General features: G+C 65.8%; 25 protein-coding genes and 1 tRNA gene. 3 read left to right on the top strand and 23 right to left on the bottom strand.

What is annotated here, in order from left to right; translation table 11 throughout:
- Positions 1–23: 23 nt before the first annotated feature.
- The 9 genes from ACFOOQ_RS21955 to ACFOOQ_RS21915 all read right to left on the bottom strand — a co-directional run bounded on the left by ACFOOQ_RS21955 (position 24) and on the right by ACFOOQ_RS21915 (position 9,698).
- Positions 24–1,313 (bottom strand): TRAP transporter large permease, encoded by a 1,290-nt coding sequence (locus ACFOOQ_RS21955; RefSeq protein WP_379729844.1) that lies wholly within the window; start codon positions 1,311–1,313, stop codon positions 24–26.
- On the bottom strand, positions 1,310–1,816 hold the full coding sequence (locus tag ACFOOQ_RS21950; RefSeq protein WP_379729843.1) for a TRAP transporter small permease: 507 nt from the start codon (positions 1,814–1,816) through the stop codon (positions 1,310–1,312). Before ACFOOQ_RS21950 ends, ACFOOQ_RS21955 begins: the two co-directional genes overlap by 4 nt.
- Before the next feature lie 76 nt (positions 1,817–1,892).
- Positions 1,893–2,882: a TRAP transporter substrate-binding protein gene (locus ACFOOQ_RS21945; protein WP_379729842.1), complete on the bottom strand. Its 990-nt coding sequence runs from the start codon at positions 2,880–2,882 to the stop codon at positions 1,893–1,895.
- A gap of 183 nt (positions 2,883–3,065) precedes the next feature.
- The gene (locus tag ACFOOQ_RS21940; RefSeq protein WP_379729841.1) at positions 3,066–3,878 is read right to left on the bottom strand and encodes a division plane positioning ATPase MipZ; all 813 of its coding nucleotides are present in this window, start codon (positions 3,876–3,878) and stop codon (positions 3,066–3,068) included.
- A gap of 34 nt (positions 3,879–3,912) precedes the next feature.
- Entirely contained in the window at positions 3,913–4,329 is a 417-nt protein-coding gene (locus tag ACFOOQ_RS21935; protein WP_379729839.1) for a DUF1489 family protein, read from the bottom strand.
- A gap of 7 nt (positions 4,330–4,336) precedes the next feature.
- Entirely contained in the window at positions 4,337–5,242 is a 906-nt protein-coding gene (locus ACFOOQ_RS21930) for a hydroxymethylglutaryl-CoA lyase (RefSeq protein ID WP_379729838.1), read from the bottom strand.
- 3 nt (positions 5,243–5,245) lie between these two features.
- Positions 5,246–7,264, bottom strand: a complete 2,019-nt coding sequence (locus tag ACFOOQ_RS21925) for an acetyl-CoA carboxylase biotin carboxylase subunit (protein ID WP_379729837.1) — start codon at positions 7,262–7,264, stop codon at positions 5,246–5,248.
- Between the two features lie 13 nt (positions 7,265–7,277).
- Positions 7,278–8,075: an enoyl-CoA hydratase-related protein gene (locus ACFOOQ_RS21920; RefSeq protein WP_379729836.1), complete on the bottom strand. Its 798-nt coding sequence runs from the start codon at positions 8,073–8,075 to the stop codon at positions 7,278–7,280.
- Positions 8,076–8,090: 15 nt separating this feature from the next.
- Positions 8,091–9,698: a carboxyl transferase domain-containing protein gene (locus tag ACFOOQ_RS21915; protein ID WP_379729835.1), complete on the bottom strand. Its 1,608-nt coding sequence runs from the start codon at positions 9,696–9,698 to the stop codon at positions 8,091–8,093.
- 161 nt (positions 9,699–9,859) lie between these two features.
- On the opposite strand from ACFOOQ_RS21915, the gene ACFOOQ_RS21910 reads away from it, so the two are divergent.
- Complete coding sequence (locus ACFOOQ_RS21910) at positions 9,860–10,645, top strand: SDR family NAD(P)-dependent oxidoreductase (RefSeq protein ID WP_379729834.1); 786 nt, start codon at positions 9,860–9,862, stop codon at positions 10,643–10,645.
- Here ACFOOQ_RS21910 and ACFOOQ_RS21905 read toward each other — a convergent pair.
- From ACFOOQ_RS21905 to ACFOOQ_RS21865, 9 genes are all read right to left on the bottom strand, one after another.
- Complete coding sequence (locus ACFOOQ_RS21905) at positions 10,630–11,580, bottom strand: DMT family transporter (RefSeq protein WP_379729833.1); 951 nt, start codon at positions 11,578–11,580, stop codon at positions 10,630–10,632. The two genes, ACFOOQ_RS21910 and ACFOOQ_RS21905, sit on opposite strands and share 16 nt — an antisense overlap.
- 24 nt (positions 11,581–11,604) lie before the next feature.
- On the bottom strand, positions 11,605–12,204 hold the full coding sequence (locus ACFOOQ_RS21900) for a 2-hydroxychromene-2-carboxylate isomerase (protein WP_379729832.1): 600 nt from the start codon (positions 12,202–12,204) through the stop codon (positions 11,605–11,607).
- Between the two features lie 40 nt (positions 12,205–12,244).
- On the bottom strand, positions 12,245–12,850 hold the full coding sequence (locus ACFOOQ_RS21895; RefSeq protein WP_379729831.1) for a 2-hydroxychromene-2-carboxylate isomerase: 606 nt from the start codon (positions 12,848–12,850) through the stop codon (positions 12,245–12,247).
- Between the two features lie 45 nt (positions 12,851–12,895).
- Positions 12,896–14,677 (bottom strand): potassium/proton antiporter, encoded by a 1,782-nt coding sequence (locus tag ACFOOQ_RS21890; protein WP_379729830.1) that lies wholly within the window; start codon positions 14,675–14,677, stop codon positions 12,896–12,898.
- 29 nt (positions 14,678–14,706) lie between these two features.
- Entirely contained in the window at positions 14,707–15,840 is a 1,134-nt protein-coding gene (locus ACFOOQ_RS21885) for an acyl-CoA dehydrogenase family protein (protein ID WP_379729828.1), read from the bottom strand.
- Positions 15,841–15,863: 23 nt separating this feature from the next.
- Positions 15,864–16,250 carry a RidA family protein gene (locus ACFOOQ_RS21880; RefSeq protein ID WP_379729827.1) on the bottom strand — a complete coding sequence of 129 codons (387 nt, stop codon included), beginning with the start codon at positions 16,248–16,250 and terminating at the stop codon, positions 15,864–15,866.
- A gap of 18 nt (positions 16,251–16,268) precedes the next feature.
- The gene (locus tag ACFOOQ_RS21875) at positions 16,269–16,886 is read right to left on the bottom strand and encodes a hypothetical protein (RefSeq protein ID WP_379729826.1); all 618 of its coding nucleotides are present in this window, start codon (positions 16,884–16,886) and stop codon (positions 16,269–16,271) included.
- A gap of 13 nt (positions 16,887–16,899) precedes the next feature.
- Positions 16,900–18,072, bottom strand: coding sequence for an isovaleryl-CoA dehydrogenase (locus tag ACFOOQ_RS21870; RefSeq protein WP_379729825.1), 1,173 nt, complete (start codon positions 18,070–18,072; stop codon positions 16,900–16,902).
- A gap of 79 nt (positions 18,073–18,151) precedes the next feature.
- Positions 18,152–18,631, bottom strand: a complete 480-nt coding sequence (locus tag ACFOOQ_RS21865; RefSeq protein WP_379729824.1) for a PaaI family thioesterase — start codon at positions 18,629–18,631, stop codon at positions 18,152–18,154.
- Positions 18,632–18,735: 104 nt separating this feature from the next.
- On the opposite strand from ACFOOQ_RS21865, the gene ACFOOQ_RS21860 reads away from it, so the two are divergent.
- The gene (locus tag ACFOOQ_RS21860; protein WP_379729822.1) at positions 18,736–19,620 is read left to right on the top strand and encodes a LysR family transcriptional regulator; all 885 of its coding nucleotides are present in this window, start codon (positions 18,736–18,738) and stop codon (positions 19,618–19,620) included.
- 15 nt (positions 19,621–19,635) lie between these two features.
- Here ACFOOQ_RS21860 and ACFOOQ_RS21855 read toward each other — a convergent pair whose 3' ends face one another.
- From ACFOOQ_RS21855 to ACFOOQ_RS21845, 3 genes are all read right to left on the bottom strand, one after another.
- Positions 19,636–21,939 (bottom strand): NADP-dependent malic enzyme, encoded by a 2,304-nt coding sequence (locus ACFOOQ_RS21855; RefSeq protein WP_379729821.1) that lies wholly within the window; start codon positions 21,937–21,939, stop codon positions 19,636–19,638.
- Positions 21,940–22,116: 177 nt separating this feature from the next.
- Positions 22,117–22,203, bottom strand: a tRNA-Leu gene (locus ACFOOQ_RS21850).
- A 59-nt stretch (positions 22,204–22,262) separates the two neighbouring features.
- Positions 22,263–22,502, bottom strand: coding sequence for a FliM/FliN family flagellar motor switch protein (locus ACFOOQ_RS21845; protein ID WP_379729820.1), 240 nt, complete (start codon positions 22,500–22,502; stop codon positions 22,263–22,265).
- 81 nt (positions 22,503–22,583) lie between these two features.
- On the opposite strand from ACFOOQ_RS21845, the gene lipB reads away from it, so the two are divergent.
- Positions 22,584–23,351 carry a lipoyl(octanoyl) transferase LipB gene (gene lipB / locus ACFOOQ_RS21840; protein ID WP_379729819.1) on the top strand — a complete coding sequence of 256 codons (768 nt, stop codon included), beginning with the start codon at positions 22,584–22,586 and terminating at the stop codon, positions 23,349–23,351.
- A gap of 28 nt (positions 23,352–23,379) precedes the next feature.
- Here lipB and ACFOOQ_RS21835 read toward each other — a convergent pair whose 3' ends face one another.
- Both ACFOOQ_RS21835 and ACFOOQ_RS21830 read right to left on the bottom strand, forming a co-directional pair.
- Positions 23,380–23,634 carry a hypothetical protein gene (locus tag ACFOOQ_RS21835; protein ID WP_379729818.1) on the bottom strand — a complete coding sequence of 85 codons (255 nt, stop codon included), beginning with the start codon at positions 23,632–23,634 and terminating at the stop codon, positions 23,380–23,382.
- Positions 23,635–23,655: 21 nt separating this feature from the next.
- A complete protein-coding gene (locus ACFOOQ_RS21830; protein ID WP_379729817.1) occupies positions 23,656–23,946 on the bottom strand; it encodes an acylphosphatase in 291 nt (96 codons plus the stop codon).
- Positions 23,947–24,010: the final 64 nt, after the last annotated feature.

Here is a 24,010-nt window from a genome sequence, read left to right as displayed (position 1 = left end):
CGGCCTGTGCCGGCCCGGCTCCGTCAGGTCGGCGGGCCGAACAGCAGGTTGGGCAGGAAAGTCGAGATCGCCGGCACGTAGGTGATGATGACCAGGAAGGTCAGCAGGATCATCAGCCACGGGAAAGCGGCGCGCACCACCTGCAGGATCGGCATCCCGGTAATCCCCGAGGTGACGAACAGGTTGAGGCCGACCGGCGGCGTGATCATGCCGATTTCCATGTTCACCACCATGATGATGCCGAGATGGATCGGGTCGATGCCGAGCTTCATGGCGATGGGGAACAGGATCGGCGCCAGGATCAGGATGATCGCCGAGGGTTCCATGAAATTGCCGGCGATCAGCAGCAGGATGTTGACCACGATCAGGAAGCCCCAGGGCGGCAGCCCCCATTCGACGATCGTGGCGGTGATGGTCTGCGGGATCTGCTCGGTGGTCAGGACATGGGCAAACAGGAAGGCGTTGCAGATGATGAACATCAGCATCACCGTGGTCTTGCCTGCCTCGAGGATAACGCGCGGTGTCTCGGTCAGCCGCAGATCCTTGTAGACGAAGACGGCGACAAAGAACGCATAGACGGCAGCCACGGCGGCCGCCTCGGTCGGCGTGAAGATGCCGCCATAGATGCCGCCGAGGATGATGACGATCAGCATCAGGCCCCAGAAGGCATCGCGGCCGGTGCGCAGCCGTTCGGCCCAGGAATGGCGTTCCTGGCGCGGCAGGTTGAGCATGCGGGCGGAGATATAGACAGCGGCGATCAGCATGGCGCCAAGCAGCAGGCCGGGGATCACGCCGGCCATGAACAGCCGGCCGACCGAACTCTCGGTGGCCGCGCCATAGACCACCATCACGATGGAGGGCGGGATCAGGATGCCGAGCGTGCCGGCATTGCAGATCACGCCGGCGGCGTATTCCTTGCTGTAGCCGGTGCGTACCATGCCGGCGATGACGATCGAACCGACCGCCACCACGGTGGCTGGCGAGCTGCCGGACACGGCGGCAAACAGCATGCAGGCCATCACCGAGGCGATGGCCAGGCCGCCATAGGTATGGCCGGTGCAGCTGATGGCGAAGTTGATCATGCGGCGGGCGACGCCGCCAGTGGTCATGAAGGCACCGCCGAGGATGAAGAACGGAATCGACAGCAGGGTATACTGGTCCATGGTGGCGAAGAATTTCAGCGCCAGGGAAGCCAGTGAATCCTGCGCGAACAGCATGATGGTCAGCATGCTGGACAGGCCGAGCGAAATGCTGATCGGCACACCAATCGTCATCATGCCGAACAGCATGACAAACAGAAAAACGATATTCATCGCGGCTGCTCCCCGCCGGCGTCCGCAATATGCGCGCGCAGCACTTCGGCCGCTTCGTCGCCGAGATTGAAGCCGCCGAGGCGGCCGCTGATGATGCCCCAAAGGACCTGCAGCAGCCTGATCCCCAGCAGCGCGAAGCCGATCGGCATGATGCTGACCAGCAGCCAGCGCGGCAGTGGAATATCCTCCGCCTCGACGCCCAGCATGAGCATTGTATCGAAATAGTTCCAGGCGCCCCAGGTCAGCATCACCGCATAGGCGAGACAGAGCAGCACGGTGATCAGACCGACGATGCGGCGCCCCCGCTTCGGCAGCAGGTTGACCACGGCGTCGATGCCGATATGGAAGCCGACCTTGATGCCGTAGGAGATTCCCACCAGGACCAGCCAGCCGAACATGTAGGTGGTCGCCTCGAGCGCCCAGCTCCAGCCGGAATTGAAGACGTAACGCAACACCACCTGCGAGAAGGTGAGCAGCGTCATGGCGGCGAGGAGGAGGATCATCAGACCCTCCTCCAGCCGGTTCATCAACTTCTCGATCATAGACGCCGCGTTCCCCCCCGCGACGGACCCGTCACGCTCAGCTGGCCTTGTTGGAGGCCAGCGCGGCGTTGATCAGATCCTGGCCAACATCCGGTTCAAACTGCTTGTAGACCGGGGCCATCGCCTTGCGCCAGGCAGCCTGCTGCTGCTTGGTCAGGGTGATGATCTCGGACTTGCCCGACGCCATGATCTTCTTCTTGTCGCCTTCGTTGATGTCGTAAGCAAGCTTGTTGCCATAGGCAGTGGCCTCATCCATCGACTTGGCGAGCACGGTGCGGATATCGGCCGGCAGACCCTTCCAGAACTTGGTGTTGGTCACCACCATGTAGTCGATGACGCCATGGTTGGTTTCGGTGATGTATTTCTGGGCCTCGTAGAATTTCTGCGAATAGATGTTCGACCAGGTGTTCTCCTGGCCGTCCACGGTGCCGGTCTGCAGCGCCTGGTAAACTTCGGCGAAGGCCATCTTCTGCGGGTTGGCACCCAGCGCCTTGAACTGCGCTTCCAGCACGTCGGACGGCTGGATGCGGAATTTCAGGCCCTTGGCATCTTCCGGCACGCGCAGCGCCTTGTTGGCCGACAGCTGCTTCATGCCGTTATGCCAGTAGCCGAGACCGGTATAGCCCTTGCTCTCCATCGAGGTGAGCAGCGCCTGCCCGGTCTTGCTCTTCTGGAAGCGGTCGATGGCATGGATGTCGTCGAACAGGAAAGGCAGATCGAAGACCTGCAGCTTCTTGGTGAACTTGCTGAACTTCGACAGCGACGGGGCGATGATCTGCACGTCGCCGAGCAGCAGCGCTTCCATTTCCTTCGAATCGCCATAGAGCTGTGAGTTCGGATAGACCTCGACCACCACCTTGCCCGGCAGGCGCTGCTCGACGAGCTTCTTGAACTCCAGTGCGGCCTGGCCCTTCGGCGTCGAATCAGCGACCACATGGCTGAACTTGATCTTGATCGGTTCCGCCTGCGCGGCCGTGACGGCCATGACGAGGCCAAGCGCGGCGAGGCCGCTGAAAAGAATGCGCATGTTCGGTTTCCTCCTGTTCACCCGGCCTTGTTGATTTTGCCGGTCCTGCTCCCTGGATCGGCCGTGTCCGGCCAATTCGCGCTGACCATACCCGCCCGGAGCGTGGCCAGCAAGATTTCTGTGACGCTGCGGCAACATATCCCTGCTGCGCTGCAAACTGCCTGTTTTTCAGTCGCCTGATTTTCAGTCGTCCGTGACGAGATTGAGGCCCAGCAGCAAGGCGCGAACCTCCTGGCGGGCCGCGGCCTGCGCCATGTTGAGGCCTGAACCGGTCTGGTCGAGGTCCATCAGCGTGAGGCCGGACAGAAACAGTTCACGGAAGATCACCCGCTCCGACAGGCCGGGCAAAAAGCGGAAACCGATGCGTTTCTGCAGGGCTTCCAGCACATGGCCGACATTCCGCTTGTTGCGCGCATCGAGATGCGACAGCCGGTTGCGAATCACCACCCAATCGACAGTCTGGCGGTCGCGCGCAAAACGCTGTTTGCGCTGCTCCCACACCATGACGGCATAGCGGCTCGGTTTCAGCACCTTGAGCGTGTCGGGATCGACACTGGCCAGCAGGTCGACGTCGATGAAGCTGTCATTGACCGGCGTGACCAGAAGGTCGGCATAGGAATGGCCGACCCGCGACAGGTTGGTATCGCTGCCCGGGCAGTCGATCAGGATAAAATCATGCCGGGCGGAAAACCCGTCGATGGCGGCCGCAATCCGGGTCGCCTCGTCGGCTTCCGCCTCCGGACGATGCAGCAGGCCGCTTTCCTCGACCACGGCGAATTCCGGCATCGGCAGCGGCAGGCCGTTGCGGGCGATGAAGGCCTGGCGGTTTTCCAGATAGCGGGCCAGCGTACGCTGCTTGGCGTCGAGGTCGATGGCGGCGACCCGGCCACCCTCGCGCAGCAGGCTGATGAGGATATGCATCGACGTGGTCGACTTGCCCGAGCCGCCCTTCTCGTTGCCGACAACGATGATCCGCGCCCGTGCCGGAACGTCCATGACCGATTCCCCCAAACCGCAAAGCGGCTAGGTATTACAGAAGCCCCAGGTTGCGCAACTCCGCCGCCAGTTCCGGCGGCAGATCGGCGGCGCCCTTGATGTCGGCGAGGTCAGGCGGGGCATCCTCGGCCTCGAGATAGCGCCAGCCCTGATGCGGCCGGCGTGGCTGCGGCACCACAGGGATCAGTTCGGTCTTCATCACGATACCGCAATGCGGCCCCTTGTTCTCGAGGATCGCCTCTTCGAGATCGACGATCGGGCAGCGCACGGCGGCATAGCCCTTGACGATCCAGTACAGCGAGCCCCCGTCAAGCACCTCTTCGGCGCGCTTGGGCATATGGCGGGTGTAATGGGTAAAGGTCTTGCCCTGTTTGCGGCGGACCTTCATGCGCTCGCGGAAATGCTCGATGCTCTCGATGCCGACGGCGATCTTCAGCAAATGGACGGTCACGATACGCTCACTGCAGTTTCGATTTCAGCGCCCGGGCGACCCGGGAGACCGGCGGGCGGCCGAGCCGGTCGGAAATCCACCAGGCGGTCTGCACCAGTTTCTTCAGGTCGATGCCGGTCTCGATGCCCATGCCGTCCAGCATATAGACGAGGTCTTCGGTTGCCACGTTGCCGGTGGCACCCGGCGCATAGGGACAACCGCCGAGGCCGGCCACCGAGGCATCGTGGCGGGCGATGCCGCATTCCAGCGCCGCCAGCGTATTGGCCAGCGCCTGACCGTAGGTGTCGTGGAAATGGCCGCCCAGCGCGGCAAGCGGCACCTGCGCCGCGCAGGCCTCGATCATCGCCTTCACCCTGGCCGGGGTGCCGACGCCGATGGTATCGCCCAGCCCGATGTCGTCGCAGCCGAGGTCATACATCTGCTTCACGACTTTTGCCGTCTGCGCCGGGGCGATCTCGCCCTCGAAGGGGCAGCCGACCACCACCGAGACGAAGCCGCGCACCTTGACGCCGTCGCGCTTCGCCGCCTCCACCACCGGGCGGAAGCGCTCGATGCTCTCGTCGATGCTGCAGTTGATGTTTTTTCTGGAAAAACTCTCGCTGGCCGCAGCGAAAATGCCGATGGCCTCGGCGCCGGCGGCACGGGCCGCCTCATAGCCCTTCATGTTCGGCGTCAGCACCTGGTAAGTGACGCCGGGCCGGCGCTTGAGTTGCGCCATCACCGCGTCGTGGTCACCCATCTGCGGCACCCATTTCGGCGACACGAAGCTGGTTGCCTCGACATGGGTGACGCCGGCATCGATCAGCCGGTCGATCAGCTCGACCTTGACCTCGGTCGGCACCACGCCCGGCTCGTTCTGCAGGCCATCACGCGGACCGGCTTCCCACAGGATGATGCGGCCGGGTATCGCCATGATCTATTCCTCGTCTTCGAGGCTGAGCAAAGTGGCGCCTTCCGGCACCTGGTCGCCGGCACGGAAGCCGATCTTGGCCACGATGCCGCTGCCGGGTGCGGCAATGGTATGCTCCATTTTCATGGCTTCAAGGATCATCAGCGGCTGGCCCTTCTCGACCTTCGCGCCCTCTTCCACCAGCACCTGGACGATCTTGCCCGGCATCGGCGCGTTGAGCTGGCCGCTGCCGCCTTCATCCTCCTCGCCGGCCTGGCGCGGATCGACCAGCACCAGCCGGTGGGTCTGGCCCGGCAGCAGCACGATGATCTCGCCATCCTGCCGCACGATGCCGGCGCGCAGCCGCCGGCCGTCGAGCACGGCATCGAGGCTGCCGTCCGGCTCCAGCGTCCCGCCGGCCACCACGGTGCTTTCCAGCCCGAACAGCCGCACGGAGCCGTCGGCGAGATATTCGACCCGGCAATGCAGATCGGTGTCGCGGTCGCGGAAATGCAGGTCGTCGGCGCCGGCATCATTCATGCGCCAGCCGTTCACGGCGGCCCAGGGCGACCAGCGGTCACCGCCGCGCGCCGCCTGCTCTGCGGCCAGCGCCCGGCGGTCGAGCGTGATCGCCAGTGCGGCCAGCGCCAGCACGGTGACCGAGGCCGGCTCCGGCTGCGGGATCAGGTCGGCGCGGAAGCGCTCGATGAAGCCGGTATCGAGGTCGCCGGCACCGAAGGCCGGATGGCCGGCCAACGCCATCAGGAAAGCGGTATTGGTCGTCACGCCGGCAATCTGGTATTCCGCCAGCGCCTGCCGCATGCGCCGCAAAGCCGCCGGCCGGTCGCGGTCCCAGATGATCAGCTTGGCGATCATCGGGTCGTAATAGGGCGTCACCGCATCGCCCTCGCGCACGCCGGTATCGACCCGGACATGGGCATTCTCGGCCGGCGCCCGCAGCCGCACCAGGGTGCCGACCGAGGGCAGGAAGTTCTTCACCGGGTCCTCGGCGTAGACGCGCGCCTCGACGGCATGGCCGTCGATGACAAGGTCATCCTGGGTCAGCGGCAGCCGGTCGCCAGCGGCCACCCGGAGCTGCCATTCGACCAGATCCTGCCCAGTGATCATCTCGGTGACCGGATGCTCAACCTGCAGGCGGGTATTCATCTCCATGAAGTAGAAGCGGTCGGCGCGCAGGCCGTCAGAGACATCGGCGATGAACTCCACCGTGCCGGCGCCGACATAGCCGATCGCCTTGGCCGCCGCCACCGCGGCCCCGCCCATCGCCGCCCGCATTTCCTCGGGCATGCCGGGCGCCGGGGCCTCTTCCAGCACCTTCTGGTGCCGGCGCTGCACCGAGCAATCGCGTTCGAACAGATGCACGGCATCGCCATGGCTGTCGGCGAAGACCTGGATTTCGATATGGCGCGGCTTCACCAGATATTTTTCCAGCAGCACCTTGTCGTCGCCGAAGGCGTTCGCCGCCTCGCGCCTGGCGCCTTCCAGTGCCGCCATGAAATCCTTCGCCACATCGACCCGGCGCATGCCCTTGCCGCCGCCGCCGGCGACCGCCTTGATCAGCACCGGATAGCCGATGCGTTCGGCTTCCTTGGCCAGCAGGTCCGGTGCCTGGTCGTCGCCGTGATAGCCCGGCACCACCGGCACCTTCGCCTTTTCCATCAGCGCCTTGGCAGCGCCTTTCAGGCCCATCGCCTCGATGGCGGCCGGCGGCGGGCCGATGAAGACGATGCCGGCCGCGGCACAGGTGCGGGCGAAACCGGCATTCTCCGACAGGAAGCCATAGCCCGGGTGGATCGCCTCGGCGCCGGTCAGCTTCGCCGCCGCGATGATGCGCTCGGCCAGCAGGTAGCTCTCGCGCACCGGCGCGGCGCCGATATGCACGGCCTCATCGGCCATCGCCACATGGCGGGCAGTGGCATCGGCATCGGAATAGACGGCAACGGTGGCGATGCCGAGCCGCTTCGCGGTGCGGATGACACGGCAGGCGATTTCGCCACGATTGGCAATCAGGATCTTGCGAAACACGGACCCGCTCCCCTTACACCGACCAGTTCGGCTTGCGCTTGTCGAAGAAGGCGGCAAGCCCCTCCTGCCCTTCCGCACTGGCGCGGCGGTCGGCGATATTCTGCGCGGTGAATTCCATCAGCGCCTCGTCGACCACGGCATGCGCGACGCGGGCGACCAGCCGCTTGCTGTCGTGGATGGCGCCCGGCGCACCCTGCAGCAGGGCCGCCACCACCTCGAGGCCGCGGGTGGCCAGCGCGCCTTCATCGGTGACGGTTTCATGCACCAGCCCGATGCGGCAGGCCTCGGCCGCATCGAAGCGTTCGGCGGTCAGGAAATAGCGCCGCGCCTGGCGCGGGCCGATGGCCGCCACCACATAGGGCGAGATGGTCGCCGGCGTCAGCCCGAGGCGGACTTCGGTCAGCGCGAATTTCGCATCCTGCGCGGCCACCACGATATCGGCACAGGAGGCCAGACCGGTGCCGCCGGCCATGCAGGCGCCATGCACCAGCGCCAGCGTCGCCTGCGGCAGGTCGTTCAGCCCCTTCAGCATGCGCGCCAGCGTCAGCGTGCTGAGACGGTTCTGCTCCGGCGTCGCCTTGCCGGCCTTGCGCATCCAGTCGAGATCGCCACCGGCCGAGAAACTCTTACCGCTGCCCTTGAGAACCACCACACGGATATCGCTGCGACTGGCCAGATCGGACCAGATCGCCGCCAGCCGGGCGATCACCTCGTCATTGAAGGCATTGTGGACCTGCGGCCGGTTCAGCGTCACCGTGGCCACGCCACGGCTGTCGGTCTCGAACAGGACGACATCGGCTGTCTCGCTCATGATCGTGCCCCGCCCTTACATCCGGAACACGCCGAAGCGTGTCGGCTCGAACGGCGCGTTATGCGCCATGCTGAGCCCGAGCCCCAGCACCATGCGGGTATCGACCGGGTCGATGATGCCGTCGTCCCACAGCCGGGCCGAGGCGTAATACGGATGGCCCTGCCGGTCGTACTGGGCGCGGATCGGGTTCTTGAAGGCCTCTTCCTCGTCCTTACTCCAGCTGCCGCCGCCGGCCTCGATACCGTCGCGCTTGACGGTGGCCAGCACGCTGGCCGCCTGCTCGCCGCCCATCACCGAGATGCGGGCATTCGGCCACATGAACAGCAGCCGCGGGCCGAAAGCGCGCCCACACATGCCGTAATTGCCGGCACCATACGAGCCGCCGATGATCACGGTGAATTTCGGCACTTTCGCACAGGAGACGGCGGTGACCAGCTTGGCGCCGTCGCGGGCAATGCCGCCGGACTCGTATTTCTTGCCGACCATGAAGCCGGTGATGTTCTGCAGGAAGACCAGCGGGACGTTGCGCTGGCTGCACAGCTCGATGAAATGCGCGCCCTTGAGCGCACTTTCCGAAAACAGGATACCGTTGTTGGCGATGATGCCGACCGGATAGCCGTGAATGCGGGCAAAACCGCAGACCAGCGTGGTGCCGTAGAGCTTCTTGAACTCGTCGAGTTCGGAATTGTCGACCACGCGGGCGATGATCTCGCGCACGTCGAACGGAATGCGGCCGTCCTTGGGGATCACGCCGTAGAGTTCGGCCGGGTCGTAGCGTGGTGGCAGCGGCGCGCGCACGTCGCCGGTGACCTGCTTGGTGCCGTTCAGGTTGTTGACGATCTGCCGCGCCAGGCCGAGCGCATGACCGTCGTTCATGGCGTAATGGTCGCTGACGCCGGAGACGCGGGCATGCACGTCGGCGCCGCCAAGTTCCTCGGCCGTGACAATCTCGCCGGTCGCCGCCTTCACCAGCGGCGGGCCACCGAGGAAGATGGTGCCCTGGTTGCGCACGATGATCGATTCATCGGACATCGCCGGCACATAGGCGCCGCCAGCGGTGCAGGACCCCATCACCACGGCGATCTGCGGGATGCCGTCGGCCGACATATTGGCCTGGTTATAGAAGATGCGGCCGAAATGTTCCTTGTCCGGGAACACGTCGTCCCAGGTCGGCAGGTTGGCGCCGCCGGAATCCACCAGATAGATGCAGGGCAGCCGGTTCTGCCAGGCGATTTCCTGCGCGCGTAGATGCTTCTTTACCGTCATCGGGAAATACGTGCCGCCCTTCACGGTGGCATCATTGCAGACGATGACGCATTCGCGGCCCTGCACCCGGCCGATGCCGGTGATCACGCCGGCGGCATGGATGTCGCCGCCATACATGTCATAAGCCGCGAACTGGCTGAGCTCGAGGAAGGGTGACCCCGGGTCAAGCAGGGTCCGCACACGGTCACGCGGCAGCATCTTGCCGCGCGACAGGTGTTTCTCGCGGGCCTTGTCGCCGCCGCCCTGCTTGATCTGCTGGACCTTGGCTTTCAGGTCGTCGACCAGCGCCTGCATCTGCGCCGCGTTGTCGCGGAAGGCTGCCGAACGGGTGTCGAGTTGGCTGGTAAGCGCGCTCATGGCCGGGCGTTCTGCTTCTCGTTCTCGGGCTAGGATAGGGCGAAGATGCCAGTGCCCCGGGGGTATCGCAAGGGGTGCGCCGGCAAAAGGATGCACCACCCGCGGCGACCTGCTAGTTTTCTCTATCTATCGGCCACATCGACAAAAACTATGGAGGAAACATGGCTTTCGGCAGCTTCGATCTGAAGGGCAAGGTTGCACTGGTCACCGGCGGCAACGGCGGCATCGGGCTCGGCATGGCGGAGGGGCTGGCGGCGGCCGGCTGCGACGTCGTGATCTGGGGCGGCAACCCCGACAAGAATGCCGCCGCCGAGGCGAAGCTGAAACCCCACGGCACCCGCGTGCTGGTGCAGAAGGTCGATGTCGCCGACGAGGCCCAGGTCGAAAACGCCTTCGCCACGGCACTGAAAACCATGGGCCGCATCGACGGCTGTTTCGCCAATGCCGGCGTCAGCCAGAAACGGGCACCCTTCCATGAACTCAGCACGGCGGAATGGCGCCGGGTGCTGTCGGTCAATCTCGACGGCGCCTTCTTCACCTTGCGCGCCGCCGCCCGCCATATGGTCGAACGCGCCAAGGACGGCGATACGGCTGGCGGCCGTCTGGTCGGCATGGCCAGCACCGCCTCGGTGCATGGCGCGGCGCGGGCGGAATCGTATGCGGCCAGCAAGGGCGCCATGGTTTCGGTGATCCGCGCGCTGGCGGTCGAGATGGCGCGCTACGGCATCACCGCGAATTCGATCCTGCCCGGCTGGATCGAGACCGAGATGACGGCGGCCGGTGTCGCCGACCCGAAGTTCAGCGGCAATGTGCTGCCGCGCATTCCGCAGCGGCGCTGGGGCCAGCCGGCCGACTTCGCCGGCATCGCCGTCTATATCATGAGCGACGCCAGCAGCTACCACACCGGCGACAGCTTCCTGATCGACGGCGCCTATACCATCTTCTGAAGACGGACAGCCTGCATCTGCAGCCACTGCATGCGCACCACGCCGGCGAGGATCAGCATCCCGCCGGCGACCTGCTGCAGCGTGACATGGCTACCGAAGAACAGGGCGGCCACCAGCACCGAGAAGACCGGCGCCAGGCTGGTATACAGCGTGGCGACCGGCACGCCGACATGGCTGACGCCGAAATTCCAGAACAGGATGGCGACCCCTGCCCCGCCCAGCGCCACCCAGGCCAGCATGCCGAAAGCCGGTGCCGGCGGGATGGTCGCCGGCAGGCGTGACGGATCGAAAACAGCCAGCGCAGCAAACAGCGTGCAGATCAGCACGCCGCCGGCCATCGAGGTCAGACAGGTAATGCGCATCTGGCTCCAGCCCAGCGGCACCAGCCAGGACTGCACGCGGATCGAATACCAGCTCCAGCTCGTCATCGCCAGCACCAGCAGCGCCTCGCCCCAGTAGCCATGATCGCCGGCGGAACCGGCGCGCGGCCGCACGGCATCGACCGCCACCAGAGCGGCGCCGACCACGGCACAGGCCGCCGCCGGCCAGAAGCCGCGAGCCAGCGGCACCCGCAGCAGGGCCCGGGTCAGCAAGGCCGCCACCAGCGGGCCGCAGCTCATGGCAATCGCTGCCCGCACCGGGTCGGACAGCATGATGCCCACCGTGTAGAAGATGGAGAAGCAGGCCATGCCGCCGCCGAGCCGGAATACCGCCAGCACCGGCACCGGCCCGCGAAACGGCGAGGCACGGTCGACCATGAAGGCCATCAGCACCAGCAAAGGCGCCGGGATCAGGTAACGGATCGCCGAGACGAAGAACGGATCGAAATACACCGTCGCCAGCATGAAGGTCATCGGGATCATCGCGCCCCAGATCAGCGCGGTGGCGACGAGCCCGGCGGTGGCCAGCGGCGCGCCGGCAGCGGGACTGCTCATGACGGCATGCTCATGGCTGTGCGTTCACTTGTGCCGCGCCAGCCAGCGGTCGATATGGTCGAGGCGGTCGGAACCCCAGAACATCTCGCCGTCGACCACGAAAGTCGGCGTGCCGAAGGCATTCAGCTTCCCCGCCTCGGCAGTGGTGTCGATCACCGCCTGCCGCGCCGCCGCATCTTCGGCCGCTGCAGCCAGTTCCGCTTCGGGGATGCCCTGCGTCTTCAGGATGCCGGCAAGCTGTTCCGGCTTGGCGATGTCTTTCCCCGCGCCCCAGTACTGGCCGAAAACCGCCCTGGCAAAGGCAATCGCTTTTCCCTGGTCCTGCGCCTTGAGGCGCCAGAACAGCAGGCGCGGCAGCTTGGCGTCGGTCGGGAACGGGTCGGGGTATTTCACGATGGGCAGGTCGTGCAACTGCGCCGACCTTTCCCAGTCATGCGCCATATACTCCATCTTCGACTTGGGGAACGGGACGCGGTCCGGCATCGCCTTCCACAGATGACCGAGCGACAGCGCGCGCCAGTCGACACCGCGACCGTGTTTCTGCGCCACGGCCTCGATGCCGTTGGCGCCGATATAGGCATAGGGTGAGGTAAAATCCCAGTAGAAGACGATCGGTGCGGGCACGGCGAGGCTCCTTGCTTTTCTTTTTATCGAAGACGGCCGCTTACCAGCCGCCCTTCTCCAGCCAGCGGTCGAGCATGTCGAGGCGGTCGGCGCCCCAGAAGGGTTCGCCATCGGCGAAGGTGAACGGCGAGCCGAAGACGCCGCGCTGCTGGATCGCATCCTCGGTCACCTCGCGCAGCTTCGCCTTGATCTCGGGGCTTTCGATGCCGGCCATGAAGGCCCTGCGGTCGATACCGAGGCCTTCGGCGATGTCGGCGACCACCTCAGGTGACGAGATATCCCGGCCGTCAACGAAATAGGCCGCATAGGCCGCCTTGATGAAGGGCACGGCTTTCTCCGGCAGGGTCTGCTTCAGCCAGTAGGTGCCGCGGCAGGCCGCCTGGGTCGGGATCGGGAATTTCTCCGGCATGTTGAAGGCGATGCCATGCTCGCGCGCCGACCGGTTGAAGTCATGGACCGAATACTGGCCCTTCAGCGGATATTCGGTCAGCGGCTGGGTGCCGGCGACCTTGAACACGGCGCCGAGCAGCATCGGCCGCCAGTCGACCCTGCGGCCATGGCGGGCGGCAATCGCGTCGATCCGCTGGGCGCCGATATAGCCGTAGGGCGAGGCGAAATCGAAATAGAATTCCAGCGGCGCAGCCATGACCGTTTCCTCCTGGCGTCTTTTATTTTGTCTGTCCGGCCGATCCTAATCGAAGCCGAAGGCCCGGCGGAAGCCCCGCAGGATCGGATGGTCTTCCGGTTCCAGCTCAATGCCGACCGAGGTGACGCGGTCGTTGCGGATTTCGCGCACCACCAGCTCGATTGGTCCGACCCGCAGGCGGTCGCCGACCACCGGCCGGTGCCGCAGGCGACGGCGCACATAGGCGCCGACCGGATCGTTGCGGTCCTTGTCGTCGACCGGAAAGCCGTAGAGGACGCCGACCTCACCGAGCAGGGTATCGCCGGCCAGCACGAATTCACCGAACACCTCTTCGCCGCGCTCGCGGCGGCGGCGCTGTGCCCGGGTCTGGCGGCGCGCGGTGAACATGCGGTCGAGCGAGAAGAACTGTTCCGGCGGCGCCAGCACCAGCAGGTAGTCGCCGGGCTCCAGCCCCTCCAGCTTCTGGCGGTCCATCACCGTGCCGTCACGCAGCACAGAGATGATGCGGCAGCGTCGCGGCAGCGGCAGTTCCGCGAAGCGGTAACCGAGCGCTGGTGCATTGGCCTCGACGCGGTAGCTGGCGATGTCGCGGTCAAGCGCCGAGCCGAGATCGATGTCGGTGCGGGTGGCGGCTTCCGGCGGCGGCGGCAGCTCGAGACCGAACAGCCGGGCCGCCGGGCCGATGGTCCAGCCCTGCAGGGTCAGCGAGGCCACCACGCAGATGAAAGCCGCTGTCACATAGACTTCCGAATGCGGCACATTGGCCAGCACCGGGATGGTGGCGAGGAAGATCGGCACCGCGCCGCGCAGGCCGATCCACGAGATGAAGCCGATCTCGCGCCAAGTGTAGCGGAACGGCAGCAGGCAGAGGGCAACCGCCGCCGGGCGGGCCAGCAGGATCAGCACCGCCGCGGCCACGCCGCTGCCGACCAAATAGGGCTGCATGTCCTTCGGCGTCATCAGCAGGCCGAGCAGCAGGAACATGACGATCTGGCCGAGCCAGCTCAGGCCGTCGAAAAAGCGCAGGATCACCTGGGCGCCGCGATGGCGCCGGTTGCCGACGACGAGGCCGGCGACATAAACGGCGACGAAGCCCGAGGCCTGGACAAAATGCGCGCCGGAAAACACCAGCAGCGCGGCTGCCATGGCGACGATCGGATAGAGGCCGCCGGCCACCGGCACCCGGTTGAACAGGCCGACCAGCACGAAGCCGCCGGCGAGGCCGACCAGCAGGCCGCCCAGCATCTGGGCGAGGAACAGGCCGGCCAGATGCAGGGTCTCCGGCGGATGGCCGAGCCGCAGCAGTTCGACGCAGATCATGGTCAGAAAGATCGCCGTCGGGTCGTTGATGCCGGATTCGACTTCCAGCGTGCCGCTGACCCGCTTCTGCAGCGCCATGCCCTTGACGTTGAGCAGGAAGAACACCGCCGCCGCATCGGTCGAGCCGACGATGGCGCCAACCAGGAAGGATTCGAGCAGGCCGAGGCCCAGCGCGAAATGTGCCGCCGCGCCGACGATGCCGGCGGTGACCAGCACGCCGACGGTCGCCAGCGCCAGCGCCGGTCCCACCACCAGCTTCACGGTGGCGAAATGGGTGCGCAGGCCGCCATCGAACAGGATGATGCCGAGCGCCGCCGAACCGACGGCATAGGTCAGTTCATAATCGCGGAAGACGATACCGCCCGGGCCGTTTTCACCGGCGAAGATGCCAAGACCAAGGAAGACCAGCAGGAACGGCACGCCGAAGCGGCTGGAGGCCGAGCCGGCAAAAATGCTGACCAGCACCAACAGAGACGCAATGAACAATATCTCGTTGGCTTGGCTCAACCTGGGTTTCCTCTGCTATTGCCCGATGATCACGCTCCGGTCAGGGAACGACTGATGACCAGCCGCTGCACGTCGCTGGTGCCCTCGTAGATCTGGCAGACCCGGACATCGCGATAGATGCGCTCGACCGGGAAATCGGCGAGATAGCCGTAACCGCCGTGAATCTGGATGGCGTCCGAGCATACGCGTTCCGCCATTTCGGAGGCAAACAATTTGGCCATGCTGGCCTCTTTCAGGCAGGGCTGCCCGGCATCCTTCAGCCGGGCGGCATTATGCACCAGCTGCCGGCCCGCCTCGATCCGCGTCGCCATGTCGGCCAGCCGGAAGGCCACCGCCTGGTGATTGATGATGGCGGTGCCGAAGGCCTGGCGCTCGCCGGCATAGGCCAGTGCCGCCGCGAAGGCTGCCCGTGCCATGCCGACCGCCTGGGCGCCGATGCCGATGCGGCCGGATTCGAGATTGGCCAGTGCGATCCGGTAGCCCTCGCCCTCCTCGCCCAGCAGGGCATCGTCGCCGACCGTCAGGCCTTCCAGGACGATCTGGCAGGTATCCGAGCATTTCTGGCCGAGCTTTGTCTCGATGCTGGCGACCCGAAATCCGGGGCTGTCGGTCGGCACCACGAAGCAGGAAATGCCGCGCTTGCCGGCGCCGGGGTCGCTGACCGCGAAGATCAGCGCCACTTTGGCGATCGAGCCCGAGGTGATGAACTGCTTCACCCCGTTGATCACCCATGTGTCACCGACCCGGCGCGCCCGGGTCTGCAGGGCCGAGGCATCGGAGCCCGCCTGCGGCTCGGTCAGGCAGAAGGCGCCGATCCACTCGCCGCGCGCCAACGGCTTCAGGTAGCGCGCCTTCTGGTCCGCCGTGCCGTAGCGCAGCAGGGCCGCGCATACAGGGGAGTTATTCACGGACATGATCGTGCTGACGGCGCCATCGGCAGCGGCGATCTCCTCCAGCGCCAGCACATAGGCGATGAAATCGGCACCGGCGCCATCCCATTCCTCGGGCACGCCCATGCCCATCAGGCCGAGCCGGCCCATCTCCGCCAGCAGGGCGCGCGGCGGCTCGCCGCTGCGGTCGCGTTCTGCCGCCCCGGGCGCCAGGCGCTCGGCGGCAAAATCCCGCGCCATGTCGCGGATCATCTGCTGCTCTTGCGTCAGCATGGCGTTTGCTCCCCTGTGGACGTTCAGCCCTGCTTGCGGGCGGTAACCTCGATCTCGATCTTCATGGCCGGGTCGATCAGCTTGCAGATCAGCGCCGTGGCCGCCGGCCGGGCTTTGGCAAAATACCGGCCGCAGATCGGCGCGATCACCTCGAAATAGGACGCATCGGTCAGGTAATAGGTTACCCGCACCACATCATCGAGGCTGGCATCGGCCTGCTGCAGGGCCGCGGCGATGTTGCGGAAGACCTGTTCGGTCTGCGCTGCCACGTCATCGGCAATGGTCATGGTGCCGTAGTCGTAACCGGTGGTGCCCGAGACATGCACCCAGTCGCCGTCGACCACGGCCCGCGAATAGCCCATCACGCTCTCGAAACGCGAGCCGGATGAAATGAAACGGCGTTCGGTCACGCGACTCTCCTGTTGCGGTTACTTGGCAGCCATTTTCGGCATGGTCATCTTCAGGCTGGCGGCCGCCGCGGCAGCCTGTTCGGCGCTCAGCGGCTGGCCAGCGGCGGCGCAGTAGACGCTGTCCATGCGCAAGCTGCCTTCGGTCAACGGCTCGCCGATCTTGGCCGGCTTGCCGTTCGGCGCCGCATAAAGCCCCAGCACCATGCATTGCCGCGGCCCCAGTTCGAACCGGCGAGTCATGGCGACGCCGGCCGCCGTGGTCACCTTGCGGTCGGCGGCGTCCAGCGCCTTCGGCACCGGCGCCTCCAGGCCCTTCAGCACGGTGGTGGCGAATTTCATCAGGTCGACCGGGCCGCTGAGATAATGATCGTCCTCGGTCAGGTCGCGCAGCACGGCGATGGCAAAGGTGCCGGCGGGCTTCTGCGCCTTCCACAGATAGCGTTCGAGACGGTAGCCGAGCGGCGCAACAAAGCTCTCCGCCATCTGCGGTGCCGGCGCCAGCCCGGCGGCTGGCCAGTCGATGCGGCGGTCGGCGGCGCCGATCTCGGTCCAGCGCGACACATCGTCGGCGCGGGCGGCCGGAACCGCCAGCGCGATCAGGAATACGGCAAGAAAAGCAACACGGGATACGCTCACTGACTGACCTCTTTCACTTGGTCTCCTCGAAAATCTCGCGACCAATCAGCATGCGCCGGATTTCCGACGTGCCGGCGCCAATCTCGTAGAGCTTGGCGTCGCGCAGCAGGCGGCCGGTCGGATAGTCGTTGATATAGCCGTTGCCGCCGAGGATCTGGATCGCGTCCAGCGCCAGCTTGGTCGCCTTCTCGGCCGCGAAGAGGATGGCGCCGGCGGCGTCCTTGCGGGTGGTCTGGCCGCGGTCGCAAGCCTTGGCCACCGTGTAGACATAGGCGCGGGCGGCGTTCATCTCGGTGTACATGTCGGCCACCTTGCCCTGGATCAGCTGGAAGCTGCCGATCGGCTGGCCAAACTGCTTGCGCTCGTGCACGTAGGGCAGCACCACATCCATCGCCGCCTGCATGATGCCGAGCGGACCGGCGGCCAGCACGGCGCGTTCGTAATCCAGGCCGCTCATCAGCACGTTGACGCCGCGGCCGACCTGGCCGAGCACATTCTCCTCCGGCACCTCGCAATCCTCGAACACCAGCTCGCCGGTATCCGAGCCGCGCATGCCGAGCTTGTCGAGCTTCTGCGCCGTCGAGAAGCCCTTGAAGCCCTTCTCGATCAGGAAGGCGGTGATGCCGCGTGCGCCGGCGGCCGGATCGGTCTTGGCATAGACCACCAGCACGTCGGCGGTCGGGCCGTTGGTGATCCACATCTTGTTGCCGTTGAGCACGTAGCGGTCGCCCTTGCGCTCGGCGCGCAGCTTCATCGACACGACGTCGGAGCCGGCATTCGGCTCACTCATCGCCAGCGCACCGAGATGCTGGCCGCTGACCAGTCTGGGCAGATAGCGCTTCTTCTGCTCGGCATTGCCGTTACGGCGGATCTGGTTGACGCAGAGGTTGGAATGCGCGCCGTAGGACAGGCCGACCGAAGCCGAGCCGCGACTGACTTCCTCCATCGCGACGCAATGTTCCAGATAGCCGAGGCCGGAGCCGCCGAATTCCTCTTCCACCGTGATGCCGTGCAGGCCCAGCTCGCCGAATTTTGTCCACAGGTCGCGCGGAAATTCGTTGCTCTTGTCGATGGCATCGGCGCGCGGCGCCAGCTCGGCATCGACAAAGCCGCGCACCGACTGGCGCAGCATATCGGCAGTTTCCCCGAGGCCGAAATCGAGCGTCGGATAGCTGTTGGAAATCATGGCGAGACCCTTTGCGGAATCGTTGGCAGGATACTAGCGGAAGCCGGCCGGGGTCGCACCCCGGCAGCGGCAAGACATTTCAGCGCGGCGCGCCGGATCGGGGTGCATCGGGCCGGCCCACCAGGCAGATCATGGTAGCGAGGCCGGTCGCGCAGTGGATTTCCCGGTCCGCTTTGTATGCAAAGACATCAAGACTGCAGATGGTCAGCGTGCGGCCATGCCGGGTGACCCGGCTGCGCGCCAGCAGGCGCTCGCCATCGGCCGGCGCCATCAGGTTCAGCTTGTATTCCACCGTCATCACCGTGGAATCGGCGGGAAACAGGCTGTAGGCGGCATAGCCGCCGGCACTGTCGGCGATCATGCCGACCACGCCGCCATGGATCAGGCCATGCTGTTGGGTGATCTGCGGGTTATGCGGCAGGTCCACCTCGCACAGCCCCGGGGCGACCAGACCGAGCGTGGCACCGATCAGCCGCATCGCCGGCTGGCGGCCGAAGCTGTCGCGCACCCGCGCCTCGAAACCGGGGTCGGCGGGGCGGAATTCCGGCACCGTACTCATGTGGCTGCCCTTTCGGTCGTTTCCCTGCCTGCCCTGATACCCCGGCCGGGTGAATAGAGAAAATCAATTGTTTTTATTCCGGGAATAGTTTTTCTCTATGCGCCATGAATCTGACCCTGATCCGCTATTTCATGGCCGTGGTCGAGACCGGCAGCTTCACCCGCGGCGCCGAGCGCGCCAATGTGACCCAGCCGACGCTGTCGGCCGGCATCAAGCGGCTGGAACAATCGCTGGGCGCTATCCTGTTCGAGCGCGGCCGCAGTGCGCAACTCACCCCCGCCGGCGCGCGCTTCATGCCCCATGCCCGCCTGCTGCTGCAGGAATGGACGGTGGCCCGGCGCGAACTGCGGCAGGCGCGCCCGGCCCGCCAGCGGCTGCGCATCGGCTACAGCACCGACCTGCCACAGCAGCGCCTCGCCGCCCTGCTCGGCGGGTTCGCCTCGGCCCACCCCGATATGGCACTGGAAACCCTGGAGCAGCCGGCCGCGACGCTCAGCCGCCGCCTGCAGATGGGCCGCATCGATGCGGCCATCCTGCCGATGGACGATGATACGGGAACCGAGGCGCTGGCGCTGTTCCGCCAGCGCTACCTGCTCGCCGTGCCGGCGCGTCATGCGCTGGCCCACCGCAACACGGCCCGCATCGCCGACCTGCAGGACCTGCCCTTCGTGATCCGGCCGCAGGCCGCCATCATGCCGGCGGCCGAACGACTGTTCGCCGCTCAGAATGTGCGGCCGCGCATCATCGGCCGCGCCGAAAGCGATGCCGGCCTGCTGGCGTTGGTCGAAGCCGGTATCGGCATCGCCATCCTGCCGCAGTGGCTGGACAGCCCGGGGATCGCCACACTGACTTTGCCGGAACTGCGCGATGCCCATCGCATCGGGCTGGTCTGGCGCGACGGTGAGGATACCGGCGTGCGCCAGCTGCGCGATTTCGCCGCCGGACATGACTGGGATGCCGCCGCGCGGCATCCCGTCATCGGTCACTGAGGAGAGATCAGGCGCTTAAGCCCGCAACCACTGGCCCATCACGCCGTCGGCATGATCCTGGGCATCGACCACGGCGACCGCGCTCATGTTGACCAGGCCGCGCACGGTGACATGGCGCGACACGATATGAGCCGATTTCGCGGCACCCATCAGGATCGGGCCGACATAGAAGCCCTGCTCCATCTGGCGCACCAGGTTGGCCGAGATATTGGCCGCATCGAGGTTCGGCATGATCAGCAGGTTGGCCGAGCCCTTCAGGTTGCTGTCGGGCATCAGCTTGTCGCGGATGGCATCGGAGATCGCGGCATCGGCCTTCATCTCGCCCTCGATCTCGATGTCGGGCAGCATTTCCTGCAACCTCTGCACGGCTTCGCGCATCTTGCGGGCCGACGGCGCCGACGACGAGCCGAAATTCGAATGCGACAGCAGGGCAATCTTCGGTGTCAGGCCGAAGCGCCGAACCTCTTCCGCTGCCAACCGGGCGATGGCGACGATCTCGTCCAGCGTCGGGTCGATATTGACGTTGCTGTCGGCGATGAACAGCATGCCCTGCGGCAGCACCAGCAACTGCATGGCCGCCGGCAGTTGCGCGCCGGGCCGCAGGCCGAGCACGTCGACGATATGCGGCAGATGCTGGTCATACTGGCCAATGGCGCCACAGAGCAGCGCATCGGCCTCGCCACGGTGCACCGCCATGGCGCCGATCACCGTGGTGTTGGTGCGGATGATGGTGCGCGCGTCATCGGGCGCCACACCCTTGCGCTTCATCAGCGCGAGATACCCGGTCCAGTATTCGTGGTAGCGGTCGTCCTTCTCGGGATCGATCAGCTCGACATTTTCACCGATCTTGAGTCGCAGGCCGAGTTTCTCGATGCGGGTCTCGACCACAGCGCGACGGCCGATCAGGGTCGGCAGCGCCAGCTTGTCGTCCAGCACGATCTGGGCGGCGCGCAGCACGCGCTCGTCCTCGCCCTCGGCGTAGATCAGGCGCATCGGCCGGCGCCGGGCGCGCTCCATGGTCGGACGCATCACCAGACCGGTGCGATAGACGAAACGCTCCAGCCCCTGGCGATAGGCTTCCATATCGGCGATCGGCCGGCTCGCCACGCCGCTGTCCATCGCCGCCTTGGCGACGGCGGGCGCGATATGCAGGATCAGCCGCGGATCGAACGGCTTCGGGATGAAATACTCCGGGCCGAAGCTGAGCTGCTCTTCGGCGCCATAGGCACGGGCGACGACGTCGGAGATCTCCGCCATGGCCAGGTCGGCGATGGCACGCACCGCCGCCAGTTCCATCTCGGTGTTGATCGTGGTGGCACCGACATCGAGCGCGCCGCGGAACAGGAACGGGAAGCACAGGACGTTGTTGACCTGGTTCGGGTAATCCGAACGGCCGGTGGCGATGATGGCGTCGGGACGCGCCTCTTTCGCCAGTTCCGGCGAGATCTCCGGCGACGGGTTGGCCAGCGCCAGGATCAGCGGCTTCGGCCCCATCGCCTTGACCATCTCGGGCTTCAGCACATTGGCGGCCGACAGGCCGAGGAAGACGTCGGCGCCGGAAATCGCGTCGCCCAGCGTGCGGTGGTTGGTCGGGCGGGCATAGCGCGCCTTGAACTCGTCCATCTGCTCGGTGCGGCCCTCGTAGACCACGCCGGCAATATCGGTGACGACGATATTCTCTTTCTTGACGCCCAGCGCGACCAGCAGGTCGAGGCAGGCCAGCGCGGCGGCGCCGGCGCCGGACGCCACCAGGCGCACCTCGTCGATCTTCTTGCCCACCACGCGCAGGCCGTTGAGGATCGCGGCGGCCACAGTGATCGCCGTGCCGTGCTGGTCGTCGTGGAAGACCGGGATCTTCATCTTCTTGCGCAGGGCGCCTTCGACGATGAAGCATTCCGGCGACTTGATGTCTTCCAGATTGATGCCGCCGAAGGTCGGCTCCAGCGCCGCGATGATGTCGATCAGCTTGGCCGGGTCGGTCTCGTTGATCTCGATGTCGAACACGTCGATGCCGGCGAATTTCTTGAACAGGACCGCCTTGCCCTCCATCACCGGCTTGGAGGCCAGCGGGCCGATATTGCCCAGGCCCAGCACAGCCGTGCCGTTGGAGATGACGCCGATCAGGTTGCCGCGCGCGGTCAGCTCGGCAGCCTGAGCCGGATCCTCGACGATGGCGGTGCAGGCGGCGGCCACGCCGGGGCTGTAGGCGAGCGCCAGATCGCGCTGGGTGCCGAGCGGCTTGGTCGGGGTGATTTCGAGTTTCCCCGGCTTCGGCAGCCGGTGATATTCCAGCGCCGCGCGGTCGAGGTCGTTTTTCATGGGATCGGGCTCGTCAGGACTGGTGAATTGACTGGGGCGCGCAGTATGCCGCAAAGCTGCCGCAAGGGCAGCCTCGGATGACCGCAACATGACAAAATTTCTGGGAAATTTTCAGGAGACCGGCCCGGTCAGGTCACTCCCGGGAAAGCACCCGGACCAGGTATCCGGGGCAGGCACTGGTGCGGTCGAAAAGACTCGAACTTTCACGGCCTTTCGGCCACAGCCACCTCAAGGCTGCGCGTCTACCAATTCCGCCACGACCGCATTTCGGGCGACGCGGGGAAATAGCAAATCCCCGCGTCCGGTTCAAGGCCGCGGCCGGCCTAATCGTCCGACATGGTGTCGGTGATGGAGATGGCGACCTTTTCCCCGGAAATGACGATTTCGCCCCGGGCGATCAGCTTGTTGTTGGCAAAGATCCAGGCATGGTCGTCGACGCTGGCATCGAGCTCGATGACGGCACCGCGGCCCACTTTCAGCACCTGGTGGATCGGCATGGTTGCCTTGCCCAGCACCACCGAGATTTCCACCGAGACGTCATTAACCGCCGTATTGCTGGCCATGCCGCACCTTCCTTCCGCGTGCCACAGACGCTAAGTAACCCTGCTAGGTTAGCACAGGGTTAAGCCCGGGGTCGCCCACAGATGTCCGTCCAGCTCGAATCCGTCCAGATGGAGGCCCCGCCGGCCGTCGCCCTGCCCCCGCCCGTCGAGGTAATCGACACCCCGGCCGGCCCGGTGGAGTGGCTGGTCAGCGACCGGCCGGTCCCCTACGAGACCGCCCTGGCGGCCATGGAACAGCGGGTCGCCGAAATCCGCGCCGGCACCGCCCGCGAGGCGATCTGGCTGCTGGAACACCCGGCGCTCTACACCGCCGGCACCTCGGCCAAGGAGGGTGACCTGCTGGACCCGCGGTTTCCGGTCTACAAGACCGGTCGGGGGGGCCAGTTCACCTATCACGGCCCCGGCCAGCGCATCGCCTATATCATGCTGGACCTCAACCGGCGCGGGAAGGACGTGCGTGCCTTCGTCTGCCGGATGGAGGACTGGGTGATCGCTACCCTGGCGAAGTTCAACCTGCGCGGCGAGATCCGCGACGGCCGGGTCGGGGTCTGGGTCGACCGCAGCGCCACCCAGGGGCCGGGCCGCGAGGACAAGATCGCCGCCATCGGCGTGCGCGTCCGCCACTGGGTCACCTTCCACGGCCTCAGTTTCAATGTGGAACCGGATCTCGGCCATTACGACGGCATCGTCGCCTGCGGCATCCGCCAGACCGCAGCCGAACCCTTCGGCGTGACCTCGCTGGTCGATCTCGGCCTGACCGCCACCCTGCCCGATGTCGACCTGATGCTGCGGGAAACCGTGGGGCCGGCCCTGCTCGAGCGGCTGGGCGCCACCTGCGCGACAGATTAGATCATATATCTAAATTAACATCATAATTTCACTTATCTTTATTCTTCCTGTTGAGCGCGCGCTTCTGCTGGCGCGACAGCCCTTCGGGATCGATTTCGGCGGCCGCGCCCCGCGCCTTGCCGGCTAGGGAAAAGACATAGACTGCCGTGAAGCCGACCAGCACGCCGCCACCGATCCACGGGCTGCCGGTTGCCCACCAGGTCACCCCACCAAAGCCCAGCGAGCCAGCATAGCAGATCAGCCACTGCTTTAGCGTCAACTTCATAGTTTTATTGTTTTTCATGACCCTAGGATGAGTTTCAGACTATTCAGTCGAGCTTTGCTCGAAGCCGGTGGCCCGTGCCGCCAGCTCGGCCTCCTCGGGGGTGACCGGGGCGGTCTCGACGCCGGTGACATCGGCCGCCGGCGGGCCGCCGGCCAGATCCCGCTCCAGGGTATCGAGGACATCCTTCTCGCCATAGGCGACCACCTCGACCCGGCCGTCACGTCGGTTCCGGACCCAGCCGACCAGGCTGAGCGCCCGGGCGCGCTGCACGAGCCAGTGCCGGTAACCGACCCCCTGGACGCGGCCCGCGACATAGTAACGGCTGGTCATCTTCGTGGTGTTTCTGGCCATGCAGGAAGTTTAGCCGCCGGTTCCGCCGAATGCCAGACCGCCC

The sequence above is a fragment of the Ferrovibrio xuzhouensis genome, assembly GCF_042648965.1.
Lineage (GTDB): Bacteria > Pseudomonadota > Alphaproteobacteria > Ferrovibrionales > Ferrovibrionaceae > Ferrovibrio > Ferrovibrio xuzhouensis.
This window is presented reverse-complemented; position numbering and strand designations above follow the sequence as displayed.